The following is a 26,259-nucleotide window of genomic DNA, read 5'->3' as shown; positions in this document are numbered from 1 at the left end:
ATCCCCGAAACCACCCAATACTGAATCGTCAGATACGGAGTCCGAAATGAAAAACAGCTTCATCAAATCATTGATAGTCAAGATAGTGACGCCGGCCATCGTGGCGTTCGGGGTCGGCGCGAGTCCGGCGATGTCCGCCGAGCCGCTCAAGATCGCGGTCACGAACTGGGCCGATGTGCTCGCGGTCGCCAATGTCGCGAAGTACGTGCTCGAAACCAAGCTTCAGCAGCCGGTGCAGTTCGTTCAGGCGGACATCGGCATCCAGTATCAGGGCGTGTCGCGCGGCGATCTGGACATCATGGTCGGCGGCTGGCTGCCGGTGACGCACGGTCAGTATGTCGCGCGCTACAAGGACACGCTCGACGACGTCGGCATCATCTACACGGGCGGCAAGAACGGCTGGGCCGTGCCCGCGTATGTGCCCGAATCGCAGCTTTCGTCGATCGAAGACCTGAAGAAACCCGAAGTGCAGAAGCAGCTCAACGGCGTGATCCAGGGCATCGAGCCGGGCGGCGGTCTCATGCAGGCGTCGGAGAAGACCATCAAGGCCTACGACCTGTCGGGCTACAAGCTGCAATCGTCGAGCGAGGCCGGCATGCTCGCGTCGGTTCAGCGCGCGTATGGTTCGAAGCAGTGGATCGTCGCGACGGTATGGAGCCCGCACTGGCTGTTCCAGAAGTGGCAGATGCGCTATCTGAAGGACCCGAAGGGCACGCTCGGCGGCGAAGAGCAGGTTCACGCGTTCGCATCGAAACAGTTCGCGAAGAAGTTCCCGCGCGCGGATGTCTTCTTCAAGCATCTCAAGCTGACGCTCGCGGATGTCGAGGCTATCGAGTTCGAAGGCAATTCGACCAACGACTACGCCACGGCCGCGAAGAAGTTCGTCGACGCGCATCCGGACAAGGTCAAGGCGTGGCTCGAACAGTAAGGCTGTAGTGCACGACACCTTCGGAGTATTTCCCGTGAACGAGTATTCGCGCTTCTTTGGCGAGAGCCTGCAGAGCCACGATCCCGTGATCGCATCGGAGATCGCGTTGGAGTTGCGCCGTCAGCAAACGCAGATCGAACTGATTGCATCCGAAAATATCGTGTCGTCGGCGGTGATGGAAGCGCAGGGCACCGTGCTGACGAACAAGTACGCCGAAGGCTATCCGTCGAAGCGTTACTACGGCGGCTGCGAACATGTCGATCGCATCGAGGCGCTGGCGATCGACCGCGTGAAGGCGCTGTTCGACGCCGGGTTCGCCAACGTGCAGCCGCATTCGGGTGCGCAGGCGAACGGCGCGGTGATGCTGGCGCTGCTCAGGCCCGGCGACACCGTGATGGGCATGTCGCTCGATGCGGGCGGCCATCTCACGCACGGCGCGCGTCCGGCGCTGTCGGGCAAATGGTTCAACGCGGTGCAGTACGGCGTGAACCCGGACACGCTGCGCATCGATTACGACGAAGTCCGGCGGCTCGCGGAGCAGCATCGCCCGAAGCTGATCATCGCCGGATATTCGGCGTATCCGCGCGCGCTCGATTTCGCGGCGTTCCGCGAGATCGCGGACAGCGTCGGCGCGCTGTTGATGGTGGACATGGCGCATATCGCGGGCATCGTCGCGACGGGGCGGCATCAGAATCCAGTGCCGTTCGCCGACGTCGTCACGTCCACGACGCACAAGACGCTGCGCGGCCCGCGCGGCGGCTTCATCCTCACCAACAACGGCGAGATCGCCAGAAAGATCGACTCGGCGGTATTCCCGGGCCTGCAATGCGGTCCGCTCATGCATGTGATCGCCGGCAAGGCGGTCGCGTTCGGCGAAGCGTTGCGGCCCGAGTTCAGCGCGTATATCGATCGCGTGCTGCGCAACGCGCAGGCCTTGGGCAAGGTGCTGCAAGCCGGCGGCCTGAGCCTCGTGACGGGCGGCACGGACAACCATCTGCTGCTCGTCGATCTGCGCGGCAAGCGTCTCACCGGCACGCAGGCAGAGAAGGCGCTGGAACGCGCGGGCATCACATGCAACAAGAACGGCATTCCTTTCGATACCGAAAGCCCGATGGTGACCTCGGGCATCCGTCTCGGCACGCCTGCCGCGACCACGCGCGGCTTCGGTGCCGCGCAGTTCGAACAGGTCGGCGAAATGATTCTCGACGTCCTGGCCGCGCTCGAACGCGAACCGAATGGCGACGTGCACGTGGAGCGCGCGGTGCGCGCCCGCGTGCGCGATCTCTGCAACACCTTCCCGATCTATTCACATGCGGAAGCACTCATCTGACGCGCGTCCCGCACGATCACACACGATCCATTCATTAGAGAGACTGACATGAGCTTCGAAGGCGTACATACTCCGCTCGTCACCCCGTTCAAGGCCGACGGCGAAATCGATCACGACCTGCTCGGCAAGCACGCCGCCAGTCTCGTCGGCCGCGTCTCGGGCCTGGGCGTGGGCGGCACCACCGGCGAATACTACGCGCTCAGCTTCGAAGAGCGCGTGAAGACGTTCGACACGGTGGCGTCCGCGGTCGGCGGCAAGACGTATCTCACGGCAGGCATCAACGCGACCACGACGAAGGAAGTGCTGCTTCTGGGTCAGGAAGCGAAGCGCGCGGGTTATAACGCGTTGCTGGTCGCCGCGCCTTACTACGTGCAGCCGACGCAGGACGAACTGCTCGACCATCTCTTGAAGGTCGATGACGCGCTCGACATGCCGGTCATGCTCTACAACTTCCCGGCGCGCACCGGCACGGCGATCGGCGATGAAGTGCTCGACAAGCTGCTCGAACGCCCCAACTTCGCGGCGATGAAAGAGAGCACGGGCGACATCGCGCATCTGCATCATCTCGCGACGCATCTGCCGGACCGCTTCTTGTTGAGCTGCGGCATGGACGATCAGGCGCTCGAATTCTTCGCATGGGGCGTGCGAAGCTGGGTCGCGGGCGCGTCGAACTTCCTGCCCGAAGCGCATACCGATCTGCTCGAAGCCTGTGTGAAACGCGGCGACTTCGTCACGGGCCGCAAGCTGATGACGCAGCTCCTGCCGGTGCTCGAACTGCTGGAGCGCAGCGGCAAATTCATCCAGTACGTGCGTTACGGATGCGAACTCGCCGGCACGCGCGTGGGCAACGCGCGCGCGCCGCTCGGCACGCTCAACGACGGCGAGCGCAGCGCTTTCGCGAAGATCGTTCAACCCCTGCTGCGCAACGCTCAGTAAAACCTGCATGGCCTCGAAACTGGACTTCGTGCGGTTTCCCGCACCCGATGGCGTCAATGGCTGGTGGGAAAGCCTGCCGCCCGCCGCGCCCGCGAAGGGCGTGACGGGTGAGCAGCGCTTCGACTTCGTGGTGGTCGGCGGCGGCATCACGGGTTTGTGCGCGGCGCGGCGGCTCGCGGAGCTTGCGCCCGATGCATCGATCGCGCTCGTCGAGGCCGATCGCATCGGACGCTCGACGGCGGGCCGCAACTCCGGCTTTTTCGTGGACTTGCCGCATGACATCAGCAGCGAGAGTTATTCGCGCAGCGTCGAGGCCGACAAGGCCGACGTGCGGCTGCAACGGCATGGCATCGACTATGTGCGCAGCACCGTCAAGGTGCATGGCATCGATTGCGACTGGCGCGACGACGGGAAGTATCACGCGTCGGTGAACAAGAAGGGACACGCGGCGCTGACTCACTTCGCGGACGGACTCGCGCGCATCGGCGAAGCCTGCGAATGGCTCGACGAAAACGCGATCGCGAAAGTGACGGGCACGCGCTTCTACCAGAGCGCACTTTTCACGCCGGGATGCAGCACGGTCCAGCCGGCGGCGCTCATGCGCGGTCTCGCGGCCACGCAGCCGTCGAACGTGACCGTGTTCGAAATGAGCGCGGTGAAGGGCATGGAAACGCGCGGCCAGATGAAGCTCTTGAGCTTCGCGAACGGCAGGATCGAAGCGAAGCGCGTCGTGCTGTGCACCAACGCGTATGCGGCGACCTTCGGCGGCCATCCGAACGGCCTGCTGCCGGTCTATACCTTCGCGTCGATGTCGCGCGTGATGAGCGATGAAGAAATCGCGCGACTCGGCGGCACGAACTCGTGGGCGCTAATTCCCGCCGACCCGATGGGCACCACCGTGCGCCGTCTCGCGACGAACCGGATTTGCGTGCGCAACCATTTCGCGTTCCGGCCGAACCTCTCGGTATCGGAAGGCGATCTCGCCAAAGCGAAGCACCTGCATCAGCGCTCGTTCGATCGCCGCTTTCAGATGTTGAAGGATGTCGAATTGCAATACACGTGGGGCGGCGCGCTGTGCCTGTCGGCGAACAATGGCGCGCTCTTCGGGCAACGCGACGACGGCGTGTACGAGGCGGTCGGCTGCAACGGACTGGGCCTGAGCCGCGGCTCGGCGGCGGGCAAGCTGATCGCCGAACACGCGCTCGGGCAATCGAACGATCTGATCAATCAACTCCTGCAACAGCCGCATCCGCGCTCGCTGCCGATCCGGCCGATCGCGGACGTCGCGGTATCCGCGGCGATCTGGGTGAAGGAATTCTCGGCGGGCGCCGAACTTTGAATCTGTGAGGACATAACATGACGACGCATCAGGAATGGCAACGCATGGCGGACAACCTGTCGCTGGACGGCCGCGCCTTCATCGCGGGGCAACGCTGCAACGCGGCTTCGAACGAGACGTTCGGCACGCGCAATCCGTCGACCGGCAAGGTGCTCGCGGAAATCGCGAAGTGCGACGCCAAGGACATCGACCGCGCAGTCGTCGCCGCGCGCGACGCGTTCGAATCGGGCGTGTGGTCGAAGGCCGCGCCGTCGCAGCGCAAGGCGGTCCTGCTGCGCCTCGCGCAACTCATCGACGACAATGCGGACGAACTCGCGCTGCTCGAAGCGCTCGAAGCAGGCAAGCCGATCAGCGAATGCATGGGACTCGATATCCCCGAATCGGCGGCGTGCATCCGCTGGCACGCCGAGGTCACGGACAAGCGTTACGACGCGCTCTCGCCCTCGGGTTCGAGCGTCGTGAGCATGATCACGCGCGAGCCGATCGGCGTCGTCGGCGCGGTGCTGCCGTGGAATTTCCCGGCGCTGATGCTGGCGTGGAAGATCGGACCGGCGCTGTCGGTGGGCAATAGCGTGATCGTCAAGCCGGCGGAGCAGACGTCGCTGTCGACGTTGCGCATCGCCGATCTCGCGATTGAAGCGGGCGTGCCGCCCGGCGTGTTCAGCGTCGTGACCGGCTTCGGCGAGAGCGCGGGGCAGGCGCTCGGCACGCATGCGGATGTCGATCTCGTCGCGTTCACGGGGTCGACCGAAACCGGCAAGCGTTTCCTGCACTATTCCGCCGATACCAACTTGAAGCGCGTCGTGCTCGAATGCGGCGGCAAGAATCCGCAGGTCGTGCTGCCCGACGTCGCCAACCTCGATGCCGTCGCCGAACAGGCCGTCGCCGCCGCGTTCTGGAACATGGGCGAGAACTGCAGCGCGGGCTCGCGCATCCTGGTGCATGCGAGCCACAAGGATGAACTGCTGAAGAAGATGCTGGCCGTGCTCGAAGGCTGGAAAACCGGCGATCCGCTCGATCCCGATGTCAAGCTCGGCTCGCTCATCGAGGAAGCGCATTACCGCAAGGTGCTCGGTCATATCGAGAAGGCTAAGGCGGAAGGCGCGCGGGTCGTCTGCGGCGGCAATGCGACGCTCACGGAAACGGGCGGCTGGTTCGTCGAGCCGACCATCTTCGACAATGTCACGCCGGAGATGAGCATCGCGCGCGACGAGGTCTTCGGCCCCGTCGTGTGCTTTATCGAATATGCTGACGTCGACGAGGCCGTGCGAATCGCCAACGATACGTGCTACGGACTCGCGGCATCGCTGTGGACCGATAACGTGAATCAGGCGCACAAGATCGCGGCGCGCATCCGCGCGGGCACCGTGACGGTGAACTGCTTCGGCGAGGGCGACCTTTCGACGCCTTTCGGCGGCTTCAAGCAGTCCGGCTTCGGCGGACGCGACAAGTCGGTCTACGCGCACGATCAATACTGCGAGCTGAAGACCACCTGGCTGAAGCTCGACTGAACACTGGACGAGGCACCATGCGTATAGGCTTCATCGGTACCGGCGCGATCACGGAGGCGGTCGTGACCGGCATGATCCGCTGCGACGTTGCTTTCGAGCACGTCGCGCTGTCGCCGCGCAACGCGAACACCGCCGCGCGGCTCGCGAAGCTGGACCCGCGCATCGAGGTTTGCGCAAGCAATCAAGACGTGCTCGATTCATCGGATGTGGTGTGTCTCGCGGTCCTGCCGCAGATCGCATCGGATGTATTGAGCGAACTTGCCTTCGATGCGCGGCATCACATCATCAGCTTCCTCGCGGGCAAGTCGCTCGATCAGGTGCGGGCATTCGTGCGCGGCCCGGAAAAGGTCGTGCGCGCAATCCCCTTGCCCGCGGTGGCGGCGGGCAAGGGCAGTACCGCGATCTGCCCGCGCGACGACATCGCGCGAGCGTTGTTCGCGCCGCTCGGCGAAGCGGTCGAAGTCGACGACGAACATCAGTTCAACGCCTTGTCCGCCGCGACCGCGACGATGGCGGCCTTCTTCGCGCTGCTGGAGGAGCAGGCATCGTGGCTCGTGCGGCAAGGCATGCCGTACGCGTCGGCCCGGTCGTTTTTGTCGGGCTATCATGTGGGCCTCGCTCATGAAGCAGCCTCGGGCACGGAGCCATTTTCCGCGATGATCGGGCAGGTGAGCACGCCCGGCGGTCTCAACGAACAGCTCAACCGCGAGCTGTCGGCGCGGGGCACGTACGCGCACTACGCGCAGGCGCTCGACTCGATCATGCGCCGCGTGCAAGGGCGCGAGTGAACGCGCAAGATACGAAGAACAAGCGATAATCGCGAGCCCTGGAAGGTGATGCACATGCAGAAGAAACAGCAGTTCGCGGACAGGCTTCTCGCCCAGATGCCATCGTTGCGCGCGCTCCGGTGCTTCGTCACCGCCGCGCGCTACGAAAGCTTCACGCAGGCCGCGGAAGTGCTGTGCGTCACGCAGGCGGCGGTGAGCCGGCAGATCAAGGAGCTCGAAGATACGCTCGAAGTCGCGCTGTTCGAGCGCACGGGCCGGCACATCGCGCTGACCGACGCGGGCCGCATTCTCTACAACGCGTCGTATCTGTCGATCATGAATATCGCGGAGGCGGCGCAGGCGGTGCGGCGAGTCGATCGCCATGCGCTGACGCTCTGCATCTCCCATACGTTTTCGGCGCTGTGGCTGTCGTTCCGCTTGCCCGCGTTTCGCCAACGCTTTCCGAACATCCGCCTGCACGTGATGGTCACCGAGCACTTCATGGAACTCGACGATCTCATGGAGCCCGATGTCATCATCACGAAGAACCCGCCGCGCGAGGCGGAATACGAAGTCGAGCCGCTCTTTCACGACATCGTCTATCCGGTGTGCAGCGTGCCGTTTCACGAGCGCTATTTTCATGGGCGTACGCTCAAGCCGCTCGATCTGCTCGCGCATCCCACGTTGAGCCTGTCGCTGCTCGGGCGCGCGCAGGTGTGCGAGCACGTCGACTGGCGCGTGTGGAAGAACTGGTATCAGCAAGGCGACGGTTCCGAGCGCCTCGACCAGCACGACGATCTGGAGAGCAACGACTATCGGCTGCTGGTCGCGCAGGCCGAAGCGGGCGAGGGCACCTTGCTCGGCTGGCATCATCTGGTGCATCGTCAGGTGGAGCAGAAGAAGCTGGTCCGTCCCGTCGACGACGCGCTCGTGTTTCACGATCGACATCACTATGTGATTACGCATCGCAATGCGAAGGCGCGGCCGGAATATCTTCAGTTTCGTCAATGGCTCGACGAGGAAATCGCGACGATGATGCAGGGATGGCCAGCAGCCGAAGCGAAGGCGATGCAGTGAGCGCCGCATGAAACCGGCCATCGAGAAAACGAAGGGGTATCGGCGGCTGATTCCGTCGGTGACGGCGCTGGTCGAGTTCGAGGCCGTCGCGCGGCTCGGCAGCTTCACGCTCGCCGCGCATGAACTGGGCGTCACGCAGGCGGCGGTGAGCCGTCAGGTGCGCTTCCTAGAAGAGACGCTGGGCACGCGACTCTTTCGCCGTCTGCATCGCGCAATCGAGCTGACCGATGAAGGCGAGGCGCTGTACCGGGTCGTCGCGGAGTCGATGCAGAAGATCGCGAGCGTGTTCGACCGCCTCGCGCGCGGCCCCGTGCAGCAGGAACTCGTGCTCGCGGCAACCTCCGCGTTCTCGCATTTTCGTCTGCTGCCACGCCTGGCTTCACTTAAGGCGGTGCAGCCCGATCTGCAACTGCGCCTGTCCACGCAGATGTTCACGGCGGACTTGCGGCACAAGGAGATCGACGTCGCGGTGCGCTTCGGCAACGGCATATGGCCGGACGGCACCGCCACCTTGCTGTTCGACGAGGAAGTGTTCCCGGTCTGCTCGCCCACATGGTTGCAGGCGCAGCCCGCGCCGGCGTCGCTGGAAGAGCTCGCGGGCGCCGTGCTCGTCGAATCGGATTCGACGACCGAAGGCTGGATGGGCTGGGAAGAGTGGTTTCACGCGGTCGGCTTCAGGCCGATGCGGCTGAATTTCGCGCTTCGTTGCAGCCTCTACACCGATGCGATCCAGGCCGCGCGCTACGGCCAGGGCGTCGCGCTCGGCTGGGGGCGGCTGGTACACGATCTCGTCGAGAGTGGCGAGCTCGTCAGACTGCCCGTCGCGGCGTTCCGGCCGACGGAATGCTACTTCGTCGTGGTGCCGCACGGCCGCACGATCACACCCGCGATCGATGGGCTGATCAACTGGCTGCGCGAGGACGCGCACGCATGATCCACAGTAACGCAATACATTCCGGAAATGCGCGTCCGGTAAGGGCGTGTTCAACGACAACGCCGGTTCAACTCCGGGTCCGATCGATAGGGCACTTATTCCGGTTTCTTTCAGGCTGTTACAATCGCGCGGACTAAATTATAGCCGCCGGCCCTGACCGGCGTCCGAGGCGATGAAAGAAGCGAATAAAGGCTGGATCGACGGTCTCGATGGACTGCGAGCACTGTCCGTTCTGGCGGTATTTCTTTCACACACCGGCCTCGCTGGAATCGAAGGCGGCTTTATCGGCGTCGATGTGTTCTTCGTGCTGAGCGGGTTTCTGATTACCCGCCTTCTAAGCGCGGAGCACGCGCGCGACGGACAGATCAGCTTCCGCGGCTTCTATTGGCGACGCGCCCGGCGTCTCTATCCGGCGCTCTTCGGCGTGCTCGCGGCCGTCGCTGTCTACACATTCTTCTATGAGCCTGCGCTGCGCGGCTCGCTCGAAGTCTTCCCCGCGCTGTTCTATGTGATGAATTGGGTGAGGGCGTTCCAAGGTTACGACGCCGTCCTCACCGGGCACACCTGGTCACTCGCCATCGAGGAGCAGTTCTATCTGCTCTGGCCGTGCCTGCTGCTCGTGCTCCTGCGCCTGGGGTATCGCCGTTCGCTCGCCGGCATGGTGGCGCTCGCCGTCGTCATCTTCGCGTGGCGCGAGTGGCTCGCTTTCCATCACACGCCGCTCGCGCGGATCTACTGCGGCTTCGACACTCACAGCGACGGGCTGATCTACGGGGCAATCCTCTCCTCGCTGAACCGCGAGCACATCCGTCGCATCGGCTATCTGTGGCCGCTCGGCGCCGTGTATCTCGGCGTAACCCTGTTCGATCTGAAGATGGTGCACTTCGCTGTACGTCCGATCGGGTATGTCCCGACGTCGATCGCTGCCGTGGTCGTGATTGCCCGCGTCGTCACCGCGCAGACTTCCGTCCTCGTGCGCGTGCTCGACGTGTGGCCGCTGGCCATGCTGGGCCGCGTCTCGTACGGCTTCTATCTGTGGCACTACCCGGTCATTCACGTGATGCTCTACGGCGGGCACGATCCAATCCTCGGGTTCTTCGGCAGCTTCGCATTTCCGAAGCCCGTTATGATCAGCGCGACGTTCGCGGTGTCGCTCGCGTTCACGTTGTTGTCGTGGTTCGTGATCGAGAAGCCGACGATGCGCCTGCGATTCCCGCGGCGATCTGTGTCGATCGCCTGAATGCAGACGGAAAAAACCATCGACGATTTTTGATGTTCGACGGCGACCTAAATCTAACTCAAGCATCTGATTTATATAGCGAAAATGTATTTTGACTTCGCATAATCCAAAGTTATCCCAGACAGAAAATAAAGCGCGTTGACGCTATTTTTCCGCGCTCCAATACTCAGGATATCGCGGGACCGCTCGGAGTCCCGATCCCATGAACGTTGGAGAGCGACGATGTCCGAAGTGCAAATCAGAACCCATGGCGAACTGATCCGCAGCCGCGAGCCCGGACACGGCATGCCGGGCGAGCTGTTCGGGCGGCAGGACGTGTTCGAGAAAGATGTCGAGATCTTTTTCCAGAAGCACTGGATTCTGGTCGGCGTGACGGCGGACGTGCCCGAGCCGGGCGATGTGTCCACCGTCGACATCGGCCGCGCCTCGATCATCATGGTTCGCGACGACGATGAAAACATCCGCACCTATCGCAATGTCTGCCGCCATCGCGGCGCGCGTCTGAAGGAGCCGGGCAAGTCGACCGTCGGCATGCTGGTGTGTCCGTATCACCAGTGGACTTACGATCTCGACGGCAGCCTGCGGCACGCCGCGCACATGGGCCGCGATTTCGATCCGGGCTGCCGCAGCCTGATTCCGGTGCATACGCGCATCGTCGGCACGCATGTTTTCGTATGTCTCGCCGACGAGCCGCCCGCCGACATTTCAAAACTCGAAGCGACGATGGCGCCGCGTTTCGCGCCTTACGATCTGCGCAATACGAAGATCGCGTTCGAATCGGAGATCATCGAGAACGGCAACTGGAAGCTCGTGATCGAGAACAATCGCGAGTGCTATCACTGTGCGGCGACGCATCCGGAACTGACCGCCTCGTTTCTGCCGGAGGATTTCGGTTTCTGTCCCGAGAATCTCACCGATGAAGCGCTTCGCGAAATCGCGGCGTACAAGGAACGCAACGCGGCGTGCCAGGCGAGCTGGGAGCGTGATGGCTTCACGAGCGCGACGGTCGAATGGCTGGGCGAGGATGCGGTCACGCAGTTCAGGACGCAGCAACTCGTCATCGCGGGGCACGGAGAATCGCAGACCATCAGCACGAAGGCCGCGAGCCAGAAGCTGCTTGGCAACCTGCAGCGGCGCGATCTCGGCGACACGCATCTGTGGACGCACAACTCATGGACGCACGTGATGAGCGATCACGCCGTGGTGTCGTACATCATTCCGCTCGCGCCGGATAAAACGCTCGTGCGGTCGAAATGGCTCGTGCATGCGGATGCGGTTGAAGGCGTCGATTATCAGATTCAGGACCTGACCGAAGTGTGGGTCGCGACGAATGCGCAGGACAAGCATCTCGTTGAGATCACGCATGAAGGGACGCAGGATCCGGCCTACCGGCCGGGGGTGTTTTCGCCTTTTACCGAGAGTTATGTCGAGCAGTTCTCGCGATGGTATGCGGCTCGGTTGAGTGCGTACGGCGTCTGAACGGCGAGCGCACGCTCAATGATCCGTCACAAAATTTGGGTGACGAGTGCGAATCTCGTCCACCTGACTGAGCGTGCCCGACAGATGCTTTCGTAAGGCGGCATCGGCGGCATCGGCATCGCCCTTTTCGATGGCATCGACGATTTCGCCGTGATCGCGCACCACAGCCATCGTCTTGCCGTCCACCGGCAAATGCAACCGACGCAACCGGTCGATGTGACCGCTCAGCCTGCGCACCAGATCCCAAAGCTGCGGCACGCCTGCCGCCTCATACATCTGCCGGTGAAAAGACTGATCGAGCGCTGAAAACTGCTCGACGTCCTGTGGCTCCAGCCACTCCACCTGCTCGGCGATCGTCGCGCGCAGCCGCGCGATCAGCGACGCCTTGTGTTCCCGCGCCAGCGTCCGCACGACTTCCAGTTCGATCGACCGCCTCAGAAAATGCGCCTGCAACGCCGATGCCACGTTGATCTGGCTCACGACCGTCGCGTGCTGCGGAAAGATATCGACCAGACCTTCCTCGCCGAGCTTCATCAGCGCGTCACGCACGGGCGTCTGGCTGAGGCCGTAGCGCGTCGCGAGTTCGGTGCGCGACAACACCGTGCCGGGCGCCAGTTCCAGCGACAGAATCATGTCGCGCAGCCGTTCGAATACTTGCGGCGCGGCATGACGGGAGCGGTCGAGGCGATGAATCGAGGCGGAAGCGGCGTTTTTCATGGTATGCGCGGACGGAAGGACGACTGAAACATTAGTACTATAGCCGCGCTCCGGCTTGAAATGGAACGATGTCGTGCCCATAGACGCGTTGGCGTATACCCGACTGACACACTAATACATTAGTGCTTTACCATTCGGCTACTCTCTCGCTACTTCCGGACGCCGACATGCCCCGCCAGATTTCCATCACGCAGGTCCGAATCACGCCGATCGCCTTTCGCGACGGTCCGTTGCTGAACGCCGCGGGCATTCACGAACCGTGGGCGTTGCGCGCCATCGTGGAACTGGAGACGAGCGACGGCCGTGTCGGCATCTCCGAAACTTACGGCGACGAGCCGATGCTGCGCGTGCTCGATCAGGCGAAGGACCTCGTGATCGGCCTGTCGCCGTTCGATCTGAACCAGATGGAAGAGCGCGTGCGTGCGACGATCAAGGCGACGCCCGGCGCGGTCGAATTCGAACTCGCGCCCGGCTCGCACGCCGCGAAGAATGCGCCGAAGGTCATCAGCACGCTCGAAGTGGCGATGCTCGATCTGCAAGGGCAGATTATCGGCGCGCCGGTCGTCGATCTGCTCGGCGGCAAGGTCCGCGACGCGGTGCCGTACAGCGCGTATCTGTTCTTCAAGTACGCGGAGCACATCGACAAGCCGTATGCGCCCGATGCGTGGGGCGAGGGCATCAGCCCGGAGCAGATCGTCGCGCAGGCACAGCGCATGATCGACCTGTACGGTTTCCAGAGCATCAAGCTGAAGGGCGGCGTGTTCGAGCCCGCGCATGAAATCGCCTGCATGCAGGCGCTGGCGAAGGCATTTCCGGGCATGCCGCTGCGTCTCGATCCGAATGCGAACTGGACGCTGGAGACGAGCATCAAGGCCGCGCCCGCGCTCGACGAAATCCTCGAATACTACGAAGACCCGTGCCCCGGCCTCGAAGGCATGGCCGAACTGCAGAAGCACACGAAGCTGCCGCTCGCGACCAACATGGTCATCACCACGATGGACGACTTCCGGCGCGGCTGCAACATGGGCTCGATCAAGGTGCTGCTGTCCGATCACCACTACTGGGGCGGCCTGCGCGCGACGCAGACGCTCGCGCGCATGGCGAAGCTGTGGGGCTTCGGCATGTCGATGCACTCGAACTCGCATCTCGGCATCAGCTTGATGGCGATGACGCATGTCGCGGCCAGCGTGCCGAACCTCACGTATGCGTGCGACACGCACTATCCGTGGCAGGAAGAGGAAGTCATCAAGGGCGGCCGCGTCGTGTTCGACAACGGCTCGGTGCGCGTGCCGACGACGCCGGGCCTGGGCGTCGAGCTCGATCGCGAGAAGCTCGCCGAATTGCACGAGCAATACCTGACGTGCGGCGTGCGCAATCGCGACGATCTCACGCAGATGCGCAAGTATCAGCCGGACTTCACCGGCAAGAACCCGCGCTTCTGAGCAATAGAACAAGTACACGCGCATTCCAGGAGACAAGCTCATGAGTAGTAATTCCAGCGCGCTGTCGAGCGCCGTTCACAAGATCAAGTGGCACGTGCTGCCGCTGTTCGTCGTGATGTTCATCGTCAATTACATCGACCGGGTGAATATCGGGTTCGTGCGTCAGCATCTGAGCGCGGATCTCGGCATCGGCGCCGCGGCCTATGGGCTCGGCGCGGGTCTCTTCTTCGTGAGCTATGCGGTGTTCGAAGTGCCGTCGAACATGCTGATGCAGCGCTTCGGCGCGCGCGCGTGGCTCACGCGGATCATGATCACCTGGGGGCTCGCCGCGACCGGCATGGCCTTCGTGCAGGGCGAAACCTCGTTCTATGCGATGCGTCTTCTGCTCGGCGCAGCCGAAGCGGGCTTCTTTCCCGGCGTCGTGTTCTATTTCACGCAATGGCTGCCGCGCGACCAACGCGGTAAGGCGATGGCCATTTTCCTGAGCGGTTCGGCGCTCGCGTCGGTGTTCTCCGGCCCGATCTCGGGCGGCCTGATGCTGATTCAGGGCGCGGGCCTGCATGGCTGGCAGTGGATGTTCATCATCGAAGGCATGGCGTCGGTGGTGCTCGCCGGCTTCGTGTGGTTCTGGCTCGATTCGAAGCCGCGCGATGCCAAATGGCTCACGCGTGAAGAGCAGGAAGCGGTCGTCGCCGAGATCGAGGACGAACAGCGCCGCCGCGATGCGGTGCATGTAAAGAAGCCGTCGGCGTGGAGTCTGCTGCGCGATCCGCAAATCCTGATCTTCTGCCTGATCTATTTCTCGGTCTCGCTGACGATCTACGGCGCGACGTTCTGGCTGCCGAGCATCATCCGCAAGATGGGGCATCTCAACGACTTCCAGGTCGGGCTGTTCAACTCGATTCCGTGGCTGATCTCCATCGTCGCGATGTATCTGTTCGCGGCGCTCGCGGCGCGCTTCAAGTTCCAGCAGGCGTGGGTTGCGTGCGTGTTGCTGATCGCGGCGGCCGGCATGTATGCGGCGGGGCTGGGCAGCCCGGTCTTCTCGTTCGTCGCGATCTGCTTTGCGGCGATCGGTTTCAAGGCGGCGTCGTCGCTGTTCTGGCCGATTCCGCAAGGCTATCTCGATGCGCGCATCGCGGCGCCCGTGCTCGCGCTTATCAACTCGATCGGCAATCTCGGCGGCTTCGTCGCGCCGGCGACCTTCGGCTTTCTCGAACAGAAGACCGGGTCGATTCAGGGCGGTTTGACGGGGCTCGCCGCGATGTCGGTGCTGGCCGCTGGCGTGGTCTTCCTGGCGCGCATGGCACCCCGCACGGCACGCGATGCGGCGCCGTTGCGACCGGGCGTGCAGAAATAGAGGCGGCATGGCGCTTGCGTACGATGTGAGCCCACTTCAAAAGGAGGCGCCATGAGTATCTTTTCCAATATCCTGAACAAAATCTTTCACCACGACAGTGCGCCCGCCGCGCCGGCCGCAAACGCGGGCCAGCCGGCGGCGACCGCTGCGCCGGCTACTGCTCCAGCGCCCGCGCAACCCGCCGCGCCGAAGCAGGAAGTGGATGTCGAAGCTGTACTGACGCAACTTCAGGCGAATCACGGCGAACAGCTCAACTGGCGCACGTCCATTGTCGATCTGATGAAGCTGCTTGGCCTCGACAGCAGCCTGTCCGCGCGCAAGGAGCTCGCTTCGGAACTGCACTACAGCGGCAACACGGAAGATTCCGCCGCGATGAACATCTGGCTTCACAAGCAGGTGATGCAGAAGCTTGCGGAAAACGGCGGCAAGGTCCCGGACGAGCTCAAGTAATCACGCTTCCCTCGCGAAAAAACGCGCCGCACACAAAGCGAGCGCGTTTTTTTTTGAGCATCACGCCGCTGGCATGCGCGCTGCTGCATCTCAGTGCACACCGCACCGATCCCTCGCCGGAGAAGCACGATGACAATTCAGAGAACACTCTCCAACTGGCGCAGGATCGGCCATTTCTGCGCGGGACGTCTCGTCGACTATGGCGAGCTGATACCCATCGAACTCGCCGAGACGAAAAAGCGCGTGCTGCACGAGATCGTCGCGCTCGTCGCGCTGACCATCGGTGCGTTGTTCACGCTGTCGTTCGTTTCGATCGCCGTGATCGTGACTGCCGCCGGCACGCCGCATCTCGTGTTGACGGCATGGTGCGTCGCGGGCGCGTGGCTCGCCGTCGCGGTCATCGCTGTGATCGTGATGATGTCGCGAAAGCCTGCCGAGCCGTTCCAATTGTTGCGCGATCAGGTGCGGCGCGACGTCGAAGCAATCAGAGAGGTGGCGCAATGAAGCATGCCGAAGCTCAGGCGACCGTGCTCGCGCGCATGGCGGAATCGCGCACGGAACTACTTGCCGCGTACGTGGCGAATGAACCGATGCGCGTCGCGTACGTGCCTCGTGCGTTACCGAAGCCGCGATCCGCGCCGTGGTTCCTGCGCACGCCGAACGCCGAACTGATTGCGCTGGCGCTGGTCGGCGTCACCATCCTCGGTCTGCGGCGCACGGTGCAGACGGCGGTCGGCGCGGGACTGAGCGCGTCGACCCACCGTGCATTCGCCGATCTTTTCAACGCATTGCGCGGATGAGGGCATGCTCAACGCCGCGCACGGCGCTTCTTCGGCTTGCTCGGCGTGAGAGCCTCCGACCAGAAAGTCGCTACCTGCCGCTTCGCTTGCGCGGTCGCGCGGCCTCGCGCCGAACCGATGACCGCGTTCGCTCCCGAAAGCCACATGCTCATAAACGGGTTCTTCTTCACCCAGGGGTTTTTCATATCTCGGCTCCGGTGCGTGTAAATTGAGGTCAATGCAGGTGCATCGTGTTGTCGCCGGCATCTTTCGGGATCTTCGACTCGAGTTCTTCCTTGCGTCGCAGCAGCTTGCTGCCAAGGCCATTCAGGTCGGCGCCGGACTTGCGCAGCTTCGGGAACAGATCCGATTCTTCCTCCTCGATATGATGGCGCACCATCTCGCTCATCACCTTGAAGGTCGCATCGAAGCCCGCTTCGCCCGCTCTCAGCGTGGTGAACTTGTCGATCAGCACCTTCACGAGAAAGTGCTCGACGTACGCTTCCTCCACATCAGGACGGTCGTCTTCGTCCAGCGCTTCCTGCGCGGCGGGATAGAGCAGTTCTTCCTCGATCATCGCGTGGACGGTCAGTTCTTCGCAGGCGCGTCGAACCAGTGTGGTCTTCGCGTCGAGATCATTGTCGTCCGCTTTCTCGAACGCATCGAACAGCTTTTTGACGGCGCGATGATCGTCCATCAGAACTTGTATGGCATCCTGATGTTGCGTGGCCTGCGTCGCTGCAGTGGTCTTCGTTTGTGTGACGATTTGGCGAGGCATCATGTGCTCCGTTGTCAGGTGGGGGTTCCATCCAACAGCAAAGCGTGGTCCCGGGAGCGTGTTGCGTGTCGCTAACTTTCGCCGTGGCTGCCCGCGCGCCTTCCGCCGATCATCTCGGCCAGCCAGTTGATGACGAGCCCCGTGTACGCGCGCTGACTGCCTTCATCCGACAAGCCATGATCCGCGCCGTCGATTACGCGATACGTCAGCGAATGCGCGCGCAGGAACGCCTGAAGATAGCTGGCCAGCACCGTATGCGGCACGATTTCATCGTGCTGCGACTCGACCAGCAACACGTCGCCGCCGAACTCCGCCGCCGCACGCAGCGCGCGGTTCTCGCCCGCGCTCACGATGCGTCTGCGATACGCGACGAGATCATGCTCCTTGTGCAGCGCGCGCTTCGGGATGTTCCAGCCATCATCGAGATAAAGGGCCGGCACGCGCAGGCCGAGCCAGCGCACCTGACGCATCGATGTGACGATCGACGCGAGATAGCCGCCGTAGCTGCTGCCGATCACCGCGATCGACGTCGAATCGACGAGCGGATGCGCGGCCAGCGTGTCATATGCCGCGAGCACGTCGCCGAGATTCGTTTCGCGCGTCACGGTTTCGTGCTCTTCCCTGGTGCGCGCATGGCCGGTCAGATCGAACGTCAGGCATACGCAGCCGAGCGCCGCGGCCTGGCGCGCCCGTTCCATGTACTGCGCCTGATCGCCGCCCCAGCCATGCACGAAGAGCACGCCCGGAATAGTCGTTTTGGGCGTGACGACGGTGCCGTCGAGATAACCGCGTTCGACGGGAATCTGGATCTGCTGCCGGTCTGCCGCCATTCATTCGCTCCTTTCGACTGTGTAGAACTTCGTGATGGCCCCGCTGTGCGGATCGACGCCGCGATAGCAGAGGCACGCGTCGGCGGGCACGTCCGCATCGGCGCCATAGATTTCGACAGTCGATGCGCGCACCACCGCAAGCGCCGGATCGTCCGCGAACGCGCGCAATGCGCCGAGTTCCGCGCCGCTCGCGCCGCCGGGCCGCCACGATTGCTCCAGCACGCCGCAGACATGCTCGCCCTGATCATTCGTGCCGCAGGCGACGTCGTAATTGCGCCGCGACGCGAAAAAATCCGGAAACGCGTCGTGGATGGCGGCATCGAACGCGCGCGCCAGCCGGATCGACATACGTGCGTCGTCCGGCATGTCCAATCGTTCTAGCACATCGAATCCGCCGCGCACGACGACGAGATCGGAACCGCCGTAGACCTCGTGCCCGTGGTTGTTGCGCGTCAGGTGCTGCACACCGTAGTAGCTCGCCTCGTGCGCGCGGATGCGCAGCCAACCCACGCTGTACGTCGCGATATCGCGCAAGTCTCGCTCCAGCACGATGCCTTCGGTGCGAAGCGCATCGTCGCCGATGTCGTCGAGTTGAGCGTCGAGTTCATTCGCATCGGCGATCACCGCCTGTCCGCTTCCGCCGATCCCCGATGGACGCTTGAGCCGTACCGCGCCGTCTTTCCACAGCAGCGCGCCGGCGGCGTGCGCGTCGTCGCGCGCGAACGCCGAGTATCCCGGCAGCACCAGATGCCCGATGCGATCGACGAGGCCGTCCGGCCATCCGGCGGGCTTTTCGCGCGCGCCGGGCGGCAAACCATGCGCGACCACTTTCGTCGCGACGAACGGATAGGGCACGACGCCGCCGAACAGATCGTCTTCGCACATGACGCCCATGCGACGGGCGTCGTCGAGCAAAAGCGTGTCGTCGGGAATGAGATAGCGATGCGGATAGCGCCGCGCCTCGTCGATATCGCCGGCAAACGGAACGCCGATGAGCGCGGCGAGTTGCCCGGCGAGCGCGCGTTGCGTTTCGATTTCGTGTTGCCCGCGTGCGGCCTTCTGGCCGCCGCTATGGACCAGCACGACGAGATCGTGGTCTGCGGACGGTGCGTTCATGCGCGCTCCTCGGTACACGACGCTTGCGGCGAGGCTGCGACAGACTTACCAGAAGCCCGGCGCAGTGTAAGAAATGAGCAAGCTTCGTTCCGCTGGACGTCCTGACGAGCGGCTGCGACTCCGAACTTTCCCTATGTTACGATCCTAACAAGACTGTTATAAACTGAGATCAATCTATCAAAAACTGTTGTGCGTCGCACAAGACGCCGGCATACCCGATCTCATGCTGGAAACTGCATCGAAGTCCATCGTCGCGTGGCCTGGCAAGACCCAGGCTCATAGCGCCCGCAATCCCGGCGTGCCGTTCGATCTCGCGTGGCTCGACGGGCTGCGCGTGAATCAGTCGGCCGTGGCGCGCCGCACAGCGACGCTCGGCACCCGCCGCGCCGTCAAGAAAGACGCGCAGGCGGCGTGGCTGCTGAAGGCCATCACCTGTATCGACCTCACTACGCTGAGCGGCGACGACACCCACGGTCGCGTCGAACGCCTGTGCGCGAAGGCACGCCGTCCGTTGCGCGACGACCTGCTCGACGCGCTCGGCATGGCGCCCGGCTCGATCAGAACCGGCGCGGTGTGTGTCTATCACCGCTACGTGAAAACGGCAGTGAACGCGCTCGAAGGCAGCGGCATTCCGGTCGCGGCCGTATCGACGGGCTTTCCTGCCGGCCTCATTCCGCATGAACTGAAGCTGCGCGAGATCGAGGCGTCGGTGAAAGACGGCGCGTCCGAGATCGATATCGTCGTCACGCGCGAGCATGTGCTGACAGGCAACTGGCAGGCGCTCTACGACGAGATGCGCGATTTCCGCGCGGCTTGCGGCGATGCACATGTGAAGGCGATTCTCGCCACCGGCGACATCCGCACGCTGTCGAACGTCGCGAAGGCGTCGATGATCTGCATGATGGCCGGCGCTGATTTCATCAAGACATCGACGGGCAAGGAAGGCGTCAACGCGACGCTCGACGTGTCGCTCGTGATGGTACGCATGATCCGCGAGTATCTCGCGCGCACCGGCGTCGCAATCGGCTTCAAGCCCGCGGGCGGCGTGTCCACCGCGAAGTCGGTGCTCGAATATCAGATCCTCATGAAGGAAGAGCTCGGCCGCGAATGGCTCGAACCGGATCTGTTGCGCATCGGCGCATCGAGCCTGCTCGCGGATATCGAACGCCAGCTCGAACATCACGTGAGCGGACGCTATTCGGCGTTCAATCGTCATCCCGTCGCCTGACTCACCAGACCTCAATAGATAGCCTCATGAGCGTTGCCGAATACTTCTCCTCGATGGAATACGGACCCGCACCGGAAGACGATCGCGCCGCGCGCGCATGGCTCGATCAGCATGCCGGGCGCTTCGGTCACTTCATCAATGGCGCATGGCGCGACAGCGACGCCGCCGCGCGATTCGATTCGCGCGAACCCGCGACGGGCCGCGTGCTGGCGTCGATCGCACAGGGCGAAAGCGCCGATGTCGACGCCGCCGTGCAAGCCGCGCACGATGCGCTCGAAGGCTGGCAAGCCATCGGCAGCTCGGGGCGCGCACGGCATCTGTACGCGCTCTCGCGCATGGTGCAACGGCATGGCCGTCTGTTCGCCGTGCTCGAATCGCTCGACAACGGCAAGCCGATTCGCGAGTCGCGCGATATCGATATACCCCTTGTGGCAAGGCACTTTCTGCATCACGCGGGCTGGGCGCAGTTGCAGGACAAGGAGTTTGCGGACTGGGCGCCGCTCGGCGTGATCGGCCAGATCGTGCCGTGGAATTTTCCGCTGCTGATGCTCGCATGGAAGATCGCGCCGGCGCTCGCGCTCGGCAATACAGTCGTGTTGAAGCCCGCCGAGTTCACGTCGCTGACCGCGCTGCTGTTCGCTGAACTGGCGCATCGCGCGGGCCTGCCGAAGGGCGTGCTCAACGTCGTCACGGGCGATGGCGGCACAGGCGCGGCGCTCGTCGAACACAAGCGCGTCGCGAAGATCGCGTTCACCGGATCGACCGAAGTAGGCCGCCAGATTCGCGCAAGCACGGCAGGCTCGGGCAAGTCGCTCACGCTCGAACTCGGCGGCAAGTCGCCGTTCATCGTGTTCGACGATGCCGATCTCGACAGCGCCGTGGAAGGCGTCGTCGATGCGATCTGGTTCAATCAGGGACAAGTGTGCTGCGCGGGCTCGCGCCTGCTGGTGCAGGAAGGCATCGAAGCGCGCTTCGTCGAAAAGCTGAAGCGCCGCATGGATACGTTGCGTGTCGGGACCTCGCTCGATAAGGGCATCGACATGAGCGCGGTCGTCGATGAGGTGCAGCTCGAACGCATTCGCGCGCTCGTCGAGCGGGGCGAAAGCGAAGGCTGCGAAATCTATCAGTCGCCGCGCGCCGCGTTGCCCGAAGGCGGCGCGTTCTTTCCGCCGACGCTCGTCACCAACGTCGCGCCCGCATCGACGCTCGCCCAAGAAGAAATCTTCGGGCCGGTGCTCGTGACGATGAGCTTCCGCACGCCGGAAGAAGCCGTCGCGCTCGCGAACAACACGCGCTACGGGCTCGCTGCGAGCGTGTGGAGCGAGAACATCAGCCGTGCGCTCGATGTCGCGCCGCGCCTGCAATGCGGCGTCGTATGGATCAATGCGACCAATCTGTTCGATGCGGCCGTCGGCTTCGGCGGCTATCGCGAGTCGGGCTTCGGCCGCGAAGGCGGACGCGAGGGCATCTACGAATACCTGAAGCCGCGCGCATGGGCGAAGCTCCCGGTTCGCGGCGCAACGAAGCCGTCGCAGGCGCAACCCGATTCGCTCGTCGATGCGGGCAAGGTCAGCGCGCTCGATAGAACGGCGAAGCTCTACATCGGCGGCAAGCAGGCGCGGCCCGACAGCGGTTACTCGCGGCTCGTGCATTCGCCTGCTGGCGAGATCGTCGGTGAAGTGGGCGAGGGTAATCGCAAGGACATTCGCAACGCGGTGACCGCCGCGCGTGGCATGACGAAGTGGTCGTCGGCGAGCGCGCACAACCGCGCGCAAGTGCTGTACTACCTCGCGGAGAATCTGAGCGCACGCGCCGATGAATTCGCGAAGCAACTCGTCACGCGCGCCGGTTCGAGCGAGCGCGATGCAAAGCGTGAAGTCGATGCATCGATCGCGCGCTTCTTCACGTATGCCGCATGGGCCGACAAGTACGATGGCGCCGTGCATGCGCCGCCGCTGCATGGCGTCGCACTGGCGATGCACGAGCCGCTCGGCGTGATCGGCATCGTGTGTCCGGACGAAGCGCCGCTGCTCGGCTTCGTGTCGCTGGTTGCGCCCGCGCTCGCGCTGGGCAATCGCGTGGTCGCCGTGCCGAGCGAGACGTGCCCGCTGATGGCGACGGACTTCTACCAGGTCGTCGAGACATCGGACGTGCCGGGCGGAGCGTTGAACATCGTCACCGGCGATGCGCGATCGCTGGCTCAGACGCTCGCGCAACACGACGACGTCGATGCGCTCTGGTGCTTCCACGGCGCGGCGCTTTCGGCGATGGCGGAGCGCGAGTCGGTCGGCAACCTGAAGCGCACGTTCGTCGATCATGGCCGCGTATTCGACTGGCACGATGCCGCGAGCGAAGGACTGCCGTTCCTTCGCCAGGCGGTGCAGGTGAAGAACATCTGGGTGCCGTACGGCGACTGATTACCGATTTGATCGAGCGTAGATTCCGAAACGGAACACGCTCATGCATGGAGGAGACGCTGTGCTGAAGAACATCGATCCGCTCTTGAACGCCGATATCCTGTACGCGCTCGCCGCGATGGGACACGGCGACGAAGTGGTGATCTGCGACGCTCATTTCCCCGCCGATTCCATCGCGCGGCAAACCGTGCTCGGCAAAGTGCTGCGCATCGACGGCGCGAGCGCGCCGCGTGCGGTGCGCGCGGTGCTGTCGGTGCTGCCGCTCGATACGTTCGTCGACGATCCCGCCGGCCGCATGGAAATAGTCGGCGATGCAACGAGCTTGCCCGCCGTGCAGCGCGAAGCGCAACGCGAAGTGGACGATGCCGAAGGCCGCGAACAGCCGTTTGCGCCGGTCGAGCGCTTCGCGTTCTACGAGCGCGCGAAAAAGGCCTATTGCGTGATCGCGACGGGCGAAGCGCGCGGTTACGGCTGCTTCATCTTCAAGAAGGGCGTGATGCTCGCACCGGACGCTCCCGAGATTGCACACGGAGGCACGCAATGAAGAGCGTCGTCATTCTCGGCATCTACGTGACGGACCTTGCGTTTCGCGCGCAGCGTATGCCGCTGCTCGGCGAAACGGTCGCGGGTTCGGCCTTCAAGATGGGACCGGGCGGCAAGGGATCGAATCAGGCCGTGGCTGCCGCGCGCGCGGGCGCGGATGTGATCTTCTGCACGCGCATCGGCGCGGATGCGTTCGGCGAGATCGCGCAGGCGACCTGGGCCGCCGAAGGCATCACCTCGCGCGCGACCGTGATGAACGATGTCGCGACAGGCGCCGCGCATATCTACGTCGATGAGAACACCGGCGGCAACGCGATCATCGTCGCGGCGGGCGCGGCGGGTACGCTCGTGCCCGAAGATGTCGACGCGATCGAGCACGACATCGCGCGCGCGGGCGTCTTCGTCACGCAACTTGAGCAACCGATTCCGGCCGCGCGTCGCGGTCTGGAACTCGCGCGCAAGCACGGCGTGACGACCGTCTTCAACCCCGCGCCCGCGCTGCCGCTCACCGACGATATCTATCCGCTGTGCGACTACATCACGCCGAACGAAACGGAAGCGACGGCGCTGACGGGCGTGGCGATCGCCAACATCGACGATGCACGCCGCGCCGCCGACGTGCTGCTGAAGAAAGGCGCGCGCGCCGTGATCGTCACGCTGGGCGAAGCAGGCGCGCTCCTGCACAGCGCGCATGAATCGACGCTCGTGCCTGCGTTCGATTGCGGCCGCGTCGTCGAAACCGCGGGCGCGGGCGATGGCTTCACGGGCGGCTTCGCGGCCGCGCTCGCACGCGGCGAAAGCCCGCTCGATGCGGTGCGCTTCGGCTGCGCGCTCGCGAGCCTTTCGGTGACGCGCCCGGGCACCGCGCCGTCGATGCCGCGTCTCGCCGAAATCAACGCCGTGCTCGCGGAAAGGAGCGTCACGCAATGAAAGGATCGAAGTGGCTCGCTGATCGCCAGTTCAATTTCCTGATCGGCGTGAACGTGCTCGTCGTGATCGTCGCGACGTGGATGTCGCACGGCCAGTTCCTCGATATCGACAATCTCCAGTCGATGGGCGGCCAGTTGCCCGAGCTCGGCCTGCTTGCGCTCGGCATCATGTTGTCGATGGTGTCGGGCAATGGCGGCATCGATCTGTCGGGCGTCGGACTGGCGAATCTCTCCGGCATGGTCGCGGCGATGCTGCTGCCGCACATGGTCTCCGCCGACGATTCGCCCGCGCTCTATACGGCGGTATTCGTCTGCATCGTCGTGATGGTGGGCGCGATCGGCGGACTGCTGAACGGCGCGGTGATCGCGAAGCTCAGGCTCACGCCGATTCTCTGCACGCTCGGTACGCAACTGCTTTTCACGGGCATCGCGGTGGTGCTGAGCAACGGCGCGTCGGTGCGAGTGGAATATGTCGATCCGCTTTCCAACATCGGCAACGGCACCTTCCTGCAAGTGCCCATTTCGCTCTGGATCTTCATCGCCGCCGTGCTGCTGCTCGGCTGGGTGCTGAAGCGCACGCCGTTCGGCCTGCGCCTCTATCTGATGGGCACGAACCCGAAAGCCGCGTTCTATGCGGGCATTCCGCGCGCGCGCATGCTGATCCTCACCTACGGCATGTGCGGCGTGCTCGCGTCGCTGGCGGGTCTCATCAGCGCGACGCATACGTCGAGCGCGAAGTGGGACTACGGCAACTCGTATCTGCTGATCGCGATCCTGATCGCGGTGATGGGCGGCGTGAATCCGGCGGGCGGGTATGGCCGCATCGTCTGCGTGTTCCTCGCCGCGACAGTGCTGCAGTTCCTGTCGAGCCTGTTCAATCTGCTCGGTGTATCGCAGTTCTTCGGCGATTGCGCGTGGGGCTTTCTGCTGCTCGCATCGCTCGCCTTCGCGGGCGGCGAGCGCGTGCGCGCGATCTTCGGCATCGGCGGCGCCGCGCCCAAACGCAATGTGCCGCCGCCGCCCGCATCGACCGGACGTTAGTGTGATTCGTTAAAGAGACCAATCGGACCATAAAAGGAGACAACGCAATGAAGCTCAGCAAACTCGGTACCGCACTGACGGCGATCGCACTCGCCGCGGGCGCGATCGCAGCCGCGCAGGCCGCGACCAACGAAACCATCGTGACGGTCGTGAAGGTGACCGGCATCAACTGGTTCAACCGCATGGACGAAGGCGTGAAGGAGTTCGGCAAGGCGAACCCGAACGTCAACGCCTATCAGACGGGCCCAGGCCGCGCCGACGCCGCGCAGCAACTGAAGATCATCGAGGATCTGATTGCGAAGAAGGTCACGGCGATCGCTGTAGTGCCCTACGATCCGCCGACGCTCGAACCCGCGCTCAAGAAAGCGATGGATCGCGGCATCAAGGTCGTCACGCATGAAGCGGACAACGCGAAGAACACGATGGTCGACATCGAAGCGTTCGACAACACTGCGTATGGCGCGGGCCTCAACGAGCGCCTCTCGAAATGCATGGGTCAGCAAGGCAAGTGGGCGGTGCTGGTCGGCTCGCTCGGCTCGCGCTCGCAGGTGCAATGGGCCGATGGCGGCATCGGCAACGCGAAGGCCAAGTATCCGAAGATGGATCTCGTCGAGCCGAAGCTCGAAACCAATAACGATGGCGAGCGCGCCTATCAGGTCGCGAAGGAAGTGCTGCGCAAGCATCCGGATCTGACGGGCTTCCAGGGCTCGTCGTCGCTGGATGTAATCGGCATCGGCCGCGCGGTCGAGGAAGCGGGCAAGGTCGGCAAGATCTGCGTGTACGGCACCGGTCTGCCGACGGAAGCGGGCAAGTTCCTCGAAAGCGGCGCGGTCAACGGCATCGCGTTCTGGGATCCGAAGCTCGCCGGTCTGGCGATGAACAAGGTCGCGCAGATGCTCGTCGAGGGCAAGGAAGTGCAGAACGGCGCGGATCTCGGCATCACCGGCTACAACAAGGTCACCGTGACGAAGGGTCCGGGCAAGGGCGTGATCGTGCGCGGCACCGGCTGGGTCGACGTCGACAAGACGAACTACAAGCAATACAACTTCTGATGTGACGCGTGCGGCGCGCTTTTTCGAAGGCGCGCC

The 26,259-nt window shown here is 63.7% G+C and carries 26 protein-coding genes; 21 read left to right on the top strand and 5 right to left on the bottom strand.

Annotation, left to right across the window (positions count from 1 at the left end; genetic code table 11):
• Nucleotides 1–46: 46 nt before the first annotated feature.
• From NK8_RS29470 to NK8_RS29425, 10 genes are all read left to right on the top strand, one after another.
• Nucleotides 47–928, top strand: a complete 882-nt coding sequence (locus NK8_RS29470) for a glycine betaine ABC transporter substrate-binding protein (protein ID WP_061178099.1) — start codon at nt 47–49, stop codon at nt 926–928.
• 34 nt (nt 929–962) lie between these two features.
• Nucleotides 963–2,258 carry a serine hydroxymethyltransferase gene (glyA, locus tag NK8_RS29465; protein WP_213231643.1) on the top strand — a complete coding sequence of 432 codons (1,296 nt, stop codon included), beginning with the start codon at nt 963–965 and terminating at the stop codon, nt 2,256–2,258.
• A gap of 48 nt (nt 2,259–2,306) precedes the next feature.
• Nucleotides 2,307–3,194: a dihydrodipicolinate synthase family protein gene (locus NK8_RS29460; RefSeq protein ID WP_213231642.1), complete on the top strand. Its 888-nt coding sequence runs from the start codon at nt 2,307–2,309 to the stop codon at nt 3,192–3,194.
• A 7-nt stretch (nt 3,195–3,201) separates the two neighbouring features.
• The gene (locus tag NK8_RS29455; RefSeq protein ID WP_213231636.1) at nt 3,202–4,533 is read left to right on the top strand and encodes an FAD-binding oxidoreductase; all 1,332 of its coding nucleotides are present in this window, start codon (nt 3,202–3,204) and stop codon (nt 4,531–4,533) included.
• 17 nt (nt 4,534–4,550) lie between these two features.
• Entirely contained in the window at nt 4,551–6,044 is a 1,494-nt protein-coding gene (locus NK8_RS29450) for an aldehyde dehydrogenase (protein ID WP_213231635.1), read from the top strand.
• Between the two features lie 17 nt (nt 6,045–6,061).
• Nucleotides 6,062–6,832, top strand: a complete 771-nt coding sequence (locus tag NK8_RS29445) for a pyrroline-5-carboxylate reductase (RefSeq protein ID WP_162070838.1) — start codon at nt 6,062–6,064, stop codon at nt 6,830–6,832.
• A gap of 54 nt (nt 6,833–6,886) precedes the next feature.
• Nucleotides 6,887–7,888, top strand: coding sequence for a LysR family transcriptional regulator (locus NK8_RS29440; RefSeq protein WP_213231633.1), 1,002 nt, complete (start codon nt 6,887–6,889; stop codon nt 7,886–7,888).
• A 7-nt stretch (nt 7,889–7,895) separates the two neighbouring features.
• Nucleotides 7,896–8,822: a LysR substrate-binding domain-containing protein gene (locus NK8_RS29435; RefSeq protein WP_162070840.1), complete on the top strand. Its 927-nt coding sequence runs from the start codon at nt 7,896–7,898 to the stop codon at nt 8,820–8,822.
• Between the two features lie 172 nt (nt 8,823–8,994).
• A complete protein-coding gene (locus NK8_RS29430; protein ID WP_213231631.1) occupies nt 8,995–10,062 on the top strand; it encodes an acyltransferase in 1,068 nt (355 codons plus the stop codon).
• A gap of 222 nt (nt 10,063–10,284) precedes the next feature.
• On the top strand, nt 10,285–11,541 hold the full coding sequence (locus tag NK8_RS29425) for an SRPBCC family protein (protein ID WP_213231629.1): 1,257 nt from the start codon (nt 10,285–10,287) through the stop codon (nt 11,539–11,541).
• 15 nt (nt 11,542–11,556) lie between these two features.
• On the opposite strand, the gene NK8_RS29420 is transcribed toward NK8_RS29425, so the two are convergent.
• Entirely contained in the window at nt 11,557–12,258 is a 702-nt protein-coding gene (locus NK8_RS29420) for a GntR family transcriptional regulator (protein ID WP_213231627.1), read from the bottom strand.
• Between the two features lie 167 nt (nt 12,259–12,425).
• On the opposite strand from NK8_RS29420, the gene NK8_RS29415 reads away from it, so the two are divergent.
• The 5 genes from NK8_RS29415 to NK8_RS29395 all read left to right on the top strand — a co-directional run bounded on the left by NK8_RS29415 (nt 12,426) and on the right by NK8_RS29395 (nt 16,310).
• Nucleotides 12,426–13,700: a glucarate dehydratase family protein gene (locus NK8_RS29415; protein ID WP_213231625.1), complete on the top strand. Its 1,275-nt coding sequence runs from the start codon at nt 12,426–12,428 to the stop codon at nt 13,698–13,700.
• Nucleotides 13,701–13,740: 40 nt separating this feature from the next.
• On the top strand, nt 13,741–15,060 hold the full coding sequence (locus NK8_RS29410; protein WP_213231623.1) for an MFS transporter: 1,320 nt from the start codon (nt 13,741–13,743) through the stop codon (nt 15,058–15,060).
• Between the two features lie 51 nt (nt 15,061–15,111).
• Nucleotides 15,112–15,510, top strand: coding sequence for a DUF3597 domain-containing protein (locus NK8_RS29405; protein WP_213231621.1), 399 nt, complete (start codon nt 15,112–15,114; stop codon nt 15,508–15,510).
• 129 nt (nt 15,511–15,639) lie between these two features.
• On the top strand, nt 15,640–16,014 hold the full coding sequence (locus NK8_RS29400; RefSeq protein ID WP_162070846.1) for a phage holin family protein: 375 nt from the start codon (nt 15,640–15,642) through the stop codon (nt 16,012–16,014).
• Entirely contained in the window at nt 16,011–16,310 is a 300-nt protein-coding gene (locus tag NK8_RS29395; RefSeq protein ID WP_162070847.1) for a hypothetical protein, read from the top strand. Before NK8_RS29400 ends, NK8_RS29395 begins: the two co-directional genes overlap by 4 nt.
• 8 nt (nt 16,311–16,318) lie before the next feature.
• Here NK8_RS29395 and NK8_RS29390 read toward each other — a convergent pair whose 3' ends face one another.
• The 4 genes from NK8_RS29390 to NK8_RS29375 form a co-directional block, all read right to left on the bottom strand.
• Complete coding sequence (locus NK8_RS29390) at nt 16,319–16,495, bottom strand: hypothetical protein (protein ID WP_213231620.1); 177 nt, start codon at nt 16,493–16,495, stop codon at nt 16,319–16,321.
• A gap of 29 nt (nt 16,496–16,524) precedes the next feature.
• On the bottom strand, nt 16,525–17,067 hold the full coding sequence (locus NK8_RS29385) for a hemerythrin domain-containing protein (RefSeq protein ID WP_213233246.1): 543 nt from the start codon (nt 17,065–17,067) through the stop codon (nt 16,525–16,527).
• Between the two features lie 71 nt (nt 17,068–17,138).
• The gene (locus NK8_RS29380) at nt 17,139–17,897 is read right to left on the bottom strand and encodes a S9 family peptidase (protein ID WP_213231619.1); all 759 of its coding nucleotides are present in this window, start codon (nt 17,895–17,897) and stop codon (nt 17,139–17,141) included.
• Nucleotides 17,898–19,013, bottom strand: a complete 1,116-nt coding sequence (locus tag NK8_RS29375) for a DUF3182 family protein (protein WP_213231618.1) — start codon at nt 19,011–19,013, stop codon at nt 17,898–17,900.
• 223 nt (nt 19,014–19,236) lie between these two features.
• Between NK8_RS29375 and deoC the strand changes: the two genes are divergently transcribed.
• The 6 genes from deoC (at nt 19,237) to NK8_RS29345 (ending at nt 26,223) form a co-directional block, all read left to right on the top strand.
• On the top strand, nt 19,237–20,241 hold the full coding sequence (gene deoC, locus NK8_RS29370) for a deoxyribose-phosphate aldolase (protein ID WP_213231617.1): 1,005 nt from the start codon (nt 19,237–19,239) through the stop codon (nt 20,239–20,241).
• Nucleotides 20,242–20,267: 26 nt separating this feature from the next.
• Nucleotides 20,268–22,658 (top strand): aldehyde dehydrogenase family protein, encoded by a 2,391-nt coding sequence (locus NK8_RS29365; RefSeq protein WP_213231616.1) that lies wholly within the window; start codon nt 20,268–20,270, stop codon nt 22,656–22,658.
• 61 nt (nt 22,659–22,719) lie between these two features.
• Complete coding sequence (locus NK8_RS29360; protein WP_213231614.1) at nt 22,720–23,202, top strand: RbsD/FucU family protein; 483 nt, start codon at nt 22,720–22,722, stop codon at nt 23,200–23,202.
• Nucleotides 23,199–24,131, top strand: a complete 933-nt coding sequence (gene rbsK, locus NK8_RS29355) for a ribokinase (RefSeq protein WP_213231612.1) — start codon at nt 23,199–23,201, stop codon at nt 24,129–24,131. Before NK8_RS29360 ends, rbsK begins: the two co-directional genes overlap by 4 nt.
• On the top strand, nt 24,128–25,171 hold the full coding sequence (locus NK8_RS29350) for an ABC transporter permease (protein WP_213231610.1): 1,044 nt from the start codon (nt 24,128–24,130) through the stop codon (nt 25,169–25,171). Before rbsK ends, NK8_RS29350 begins: the two co-directional genes overlap by 4 nt.
• A gap of 47 nt (nt 25,172–25,218) precedes the next feature.
• The gene (locus NK8_RS29345) at nt 25,219–26,223 is read left to right on the top strand and encodes a substrate-binding domain-containing protein (RefSeq protein WP_162070855.1); all 1,005 of its coding nucleotides are present in this window, start codon (nt 25,219–25,221) and stop codon (nt 26,221–26,223) included.
• Nucleotides 26,224–26,259: the final 36 nt, after the last annotated feature.

It is taken from the genome of Caballeronia sp. NK8, from assembly GCF_018408855.1.
GTDB lineage: Bacteria > Pseudomonadota > Gammaproteobacteria > Burkholderiales > Burkholderiaceae > Caballeronia.
This window is presented reverse-complemented; position numbering and strand designations above follow the sequence as displayed.

What these genes read in the sequence shown, in the direction of transcription:
- NK8_RS29420 (WP_213231627.1), bottom strand. Translation starts at nt 12,258, where the DNA reads ATGAAAAACGCCGCTTCCGCCTCGATTCATCGCCTCGACCGCTCCCGT.
- deoC (WP_213231617.1), top strand. Translation starts at nt 19,237, where the DNA reads ATGCTGGAAACTGCATCGAAGTCCATCGTCGCGTGGCCTGGCAAGACC.
- rbsK (WP_213231612.1), top strand. Translation starts at nt 23,199, where the DNA reads ATGAAGAGCGTCGTCATTCTCGGCATCTACGTGACGGACCTTGCGTTT.
- NK8_RS29365 (WP_213231616.1), top strand. Translation starts at nt 20,268, where the DNA reads ATGAGCGTTGCCGAATACTTCTCCTCGATGGAATACGGACCCGCACCG.
- NK8_RS29385 (WP_213233246.1), bottom strand. Translation starts at nt 17,067, where the DNA reads ATGCCTCGCCAAATCGTCACACAAACGAAGACCACTGCAGCGACGCAG.
- NK8_RS29450 (WP_213231635.1), top strand. Translation starts at nt 4,551, where the DNA reads ATGACGACGCATCAGGAATGGCAACGCATGGCGGACAACCTGTCGCTG.
- NK8_RS29460 (WP_213231642.1), top strand. Translation starts at nt 2,307, where the DNA reads ATGAGCTTCGAAGGCGTACATACTCCGCTCGTCACCCCGTTCAAGGCC.
- NK8_RS29405 (WP_213231621.1), top strand. Translation starts at nt 15,112, where the DNA reads ATGAGTATCTTTTCCAATATCCTGAACAAAATCTTTCACCACGACAGT.
- NK8_RS29430 (WP_213231631.1), top strand. Translation starts at nt 8,995, where the DNA reads ATGAAAGAAGCGAATAAAGGCTGGATCGACGGTCTCGATGGACTGCGA.
- NK8_RS29375 (WP_213231618.1), bottom strand. Translation starts at nt 19,013, where the DNA reads ATGAACGCACCGTCCGCAGACCACGATCTCGTCGTGCTGGTCCATAGC.
- NK8_RS29395 (WP_162070847.1), top strand. Translation starts at nt 16,011, where the DNA reads ATGAAGCATGCCGAAGCTCAGGCGACCGTGCTCGCGCGCATGGCGGAA.
- NK8_RS29425 (WP_213231629.1), top strand. Translation starts at nt 10,285, where the DNA reads ATGTCCGAAGTGCAAATCAGAACCCATGGCGAACTGATCCGCAGCCGC.
- NK8_RS29390 (WP_213231620.1), bottom strand. Translation starts at nt 16,495, where the DNA reads ATGAAAAACCCCTGGGTGAAGAAGAACCCGTTTATGAGCATGTGGCTT.
- NK8_RS29455 (WP_213231636.1), top strand. Translation starts at nt 3,202, where the DNA reads ATGGCCTCGAAACTGGACTTCGTGCGGTTTCCCGCACCCGATGGCGTC.
- NK8_RS29380 (WP_213231619.1), bottom strand. Translation starts at nt 17,897, where the DNA reads ATGGCGGCAGACCGGCAGCAGATCCAGATTCCCGTCGAACGCGGTTAT.
- NK8_RS29400 (WP_162070846.1), top strand. Translation starts at nt 15,640, where the DNA reads ATGACAATTCAGAGAACACTCTCCAACTGGCGCAGGATCGGCCATTTC.
- NK8_RS29440 (WP_213231633.1), top strand. Translation starts at nt 6,887, where the DNA reads ATGCAGAAGAAACAGCAGTTCGCGGACAGGCTTCTCGCCCAGATGCCA.
- NK8_RS29345 (WP_162070855.1), top strand. Translation starts at nt 25,219, where the DNA reads ATGAAGCTCAGCAAACTCGGTACCGCACTGACGGCGATCGCACTCGCC.
- NK8_RS29445 (WP_162070838.1), top strand. Translation starts at nt 6,062, where the DNA reads ATGCGTATAGGCTTCATCGGTACCGGCGCGATCACGGAGGCGGTCGTG.
- NK8_RS29415 (WP_213231625.1), top strand. Translation starts at nt 12,426, where the DNA reads ATGCCCCGCCAGATTTCCATCACGCAGGTCCGAATCACGCCGATCGCC.
- NK8_RS29350 (WP_213231610.1), top strand. Translation starts at nt 24,128, where the DNA reads ATGAAAGGATCGAAGTGGCTCGCTGATCGCCAGTTCAATTTCCTGATC.
- NK8_RS29435 (WP_162070840.1), top strand. Translation starts at nt 7,896, where the DNA reads ATGAAACCGGCCATCGAGAAAACGAAGGGGTATCGGCGGCTGATTCCG.
- NK8_RS29410 (WP_213231623.1), top strand. Translation starts at nt 13,741, where the DNA reads ATGAGTAGTAATTCCAGCGCGCTGTCGAGCGCCGTTCACAAGATCAAG.
- NK8_RS29470 (WP_061178099.1), top strand. Translation starts at nt 47, where the DNA reads ATGAAAAACAGCTTCATCAAATCATTGATAGTCAAGATAGTGACGCCG.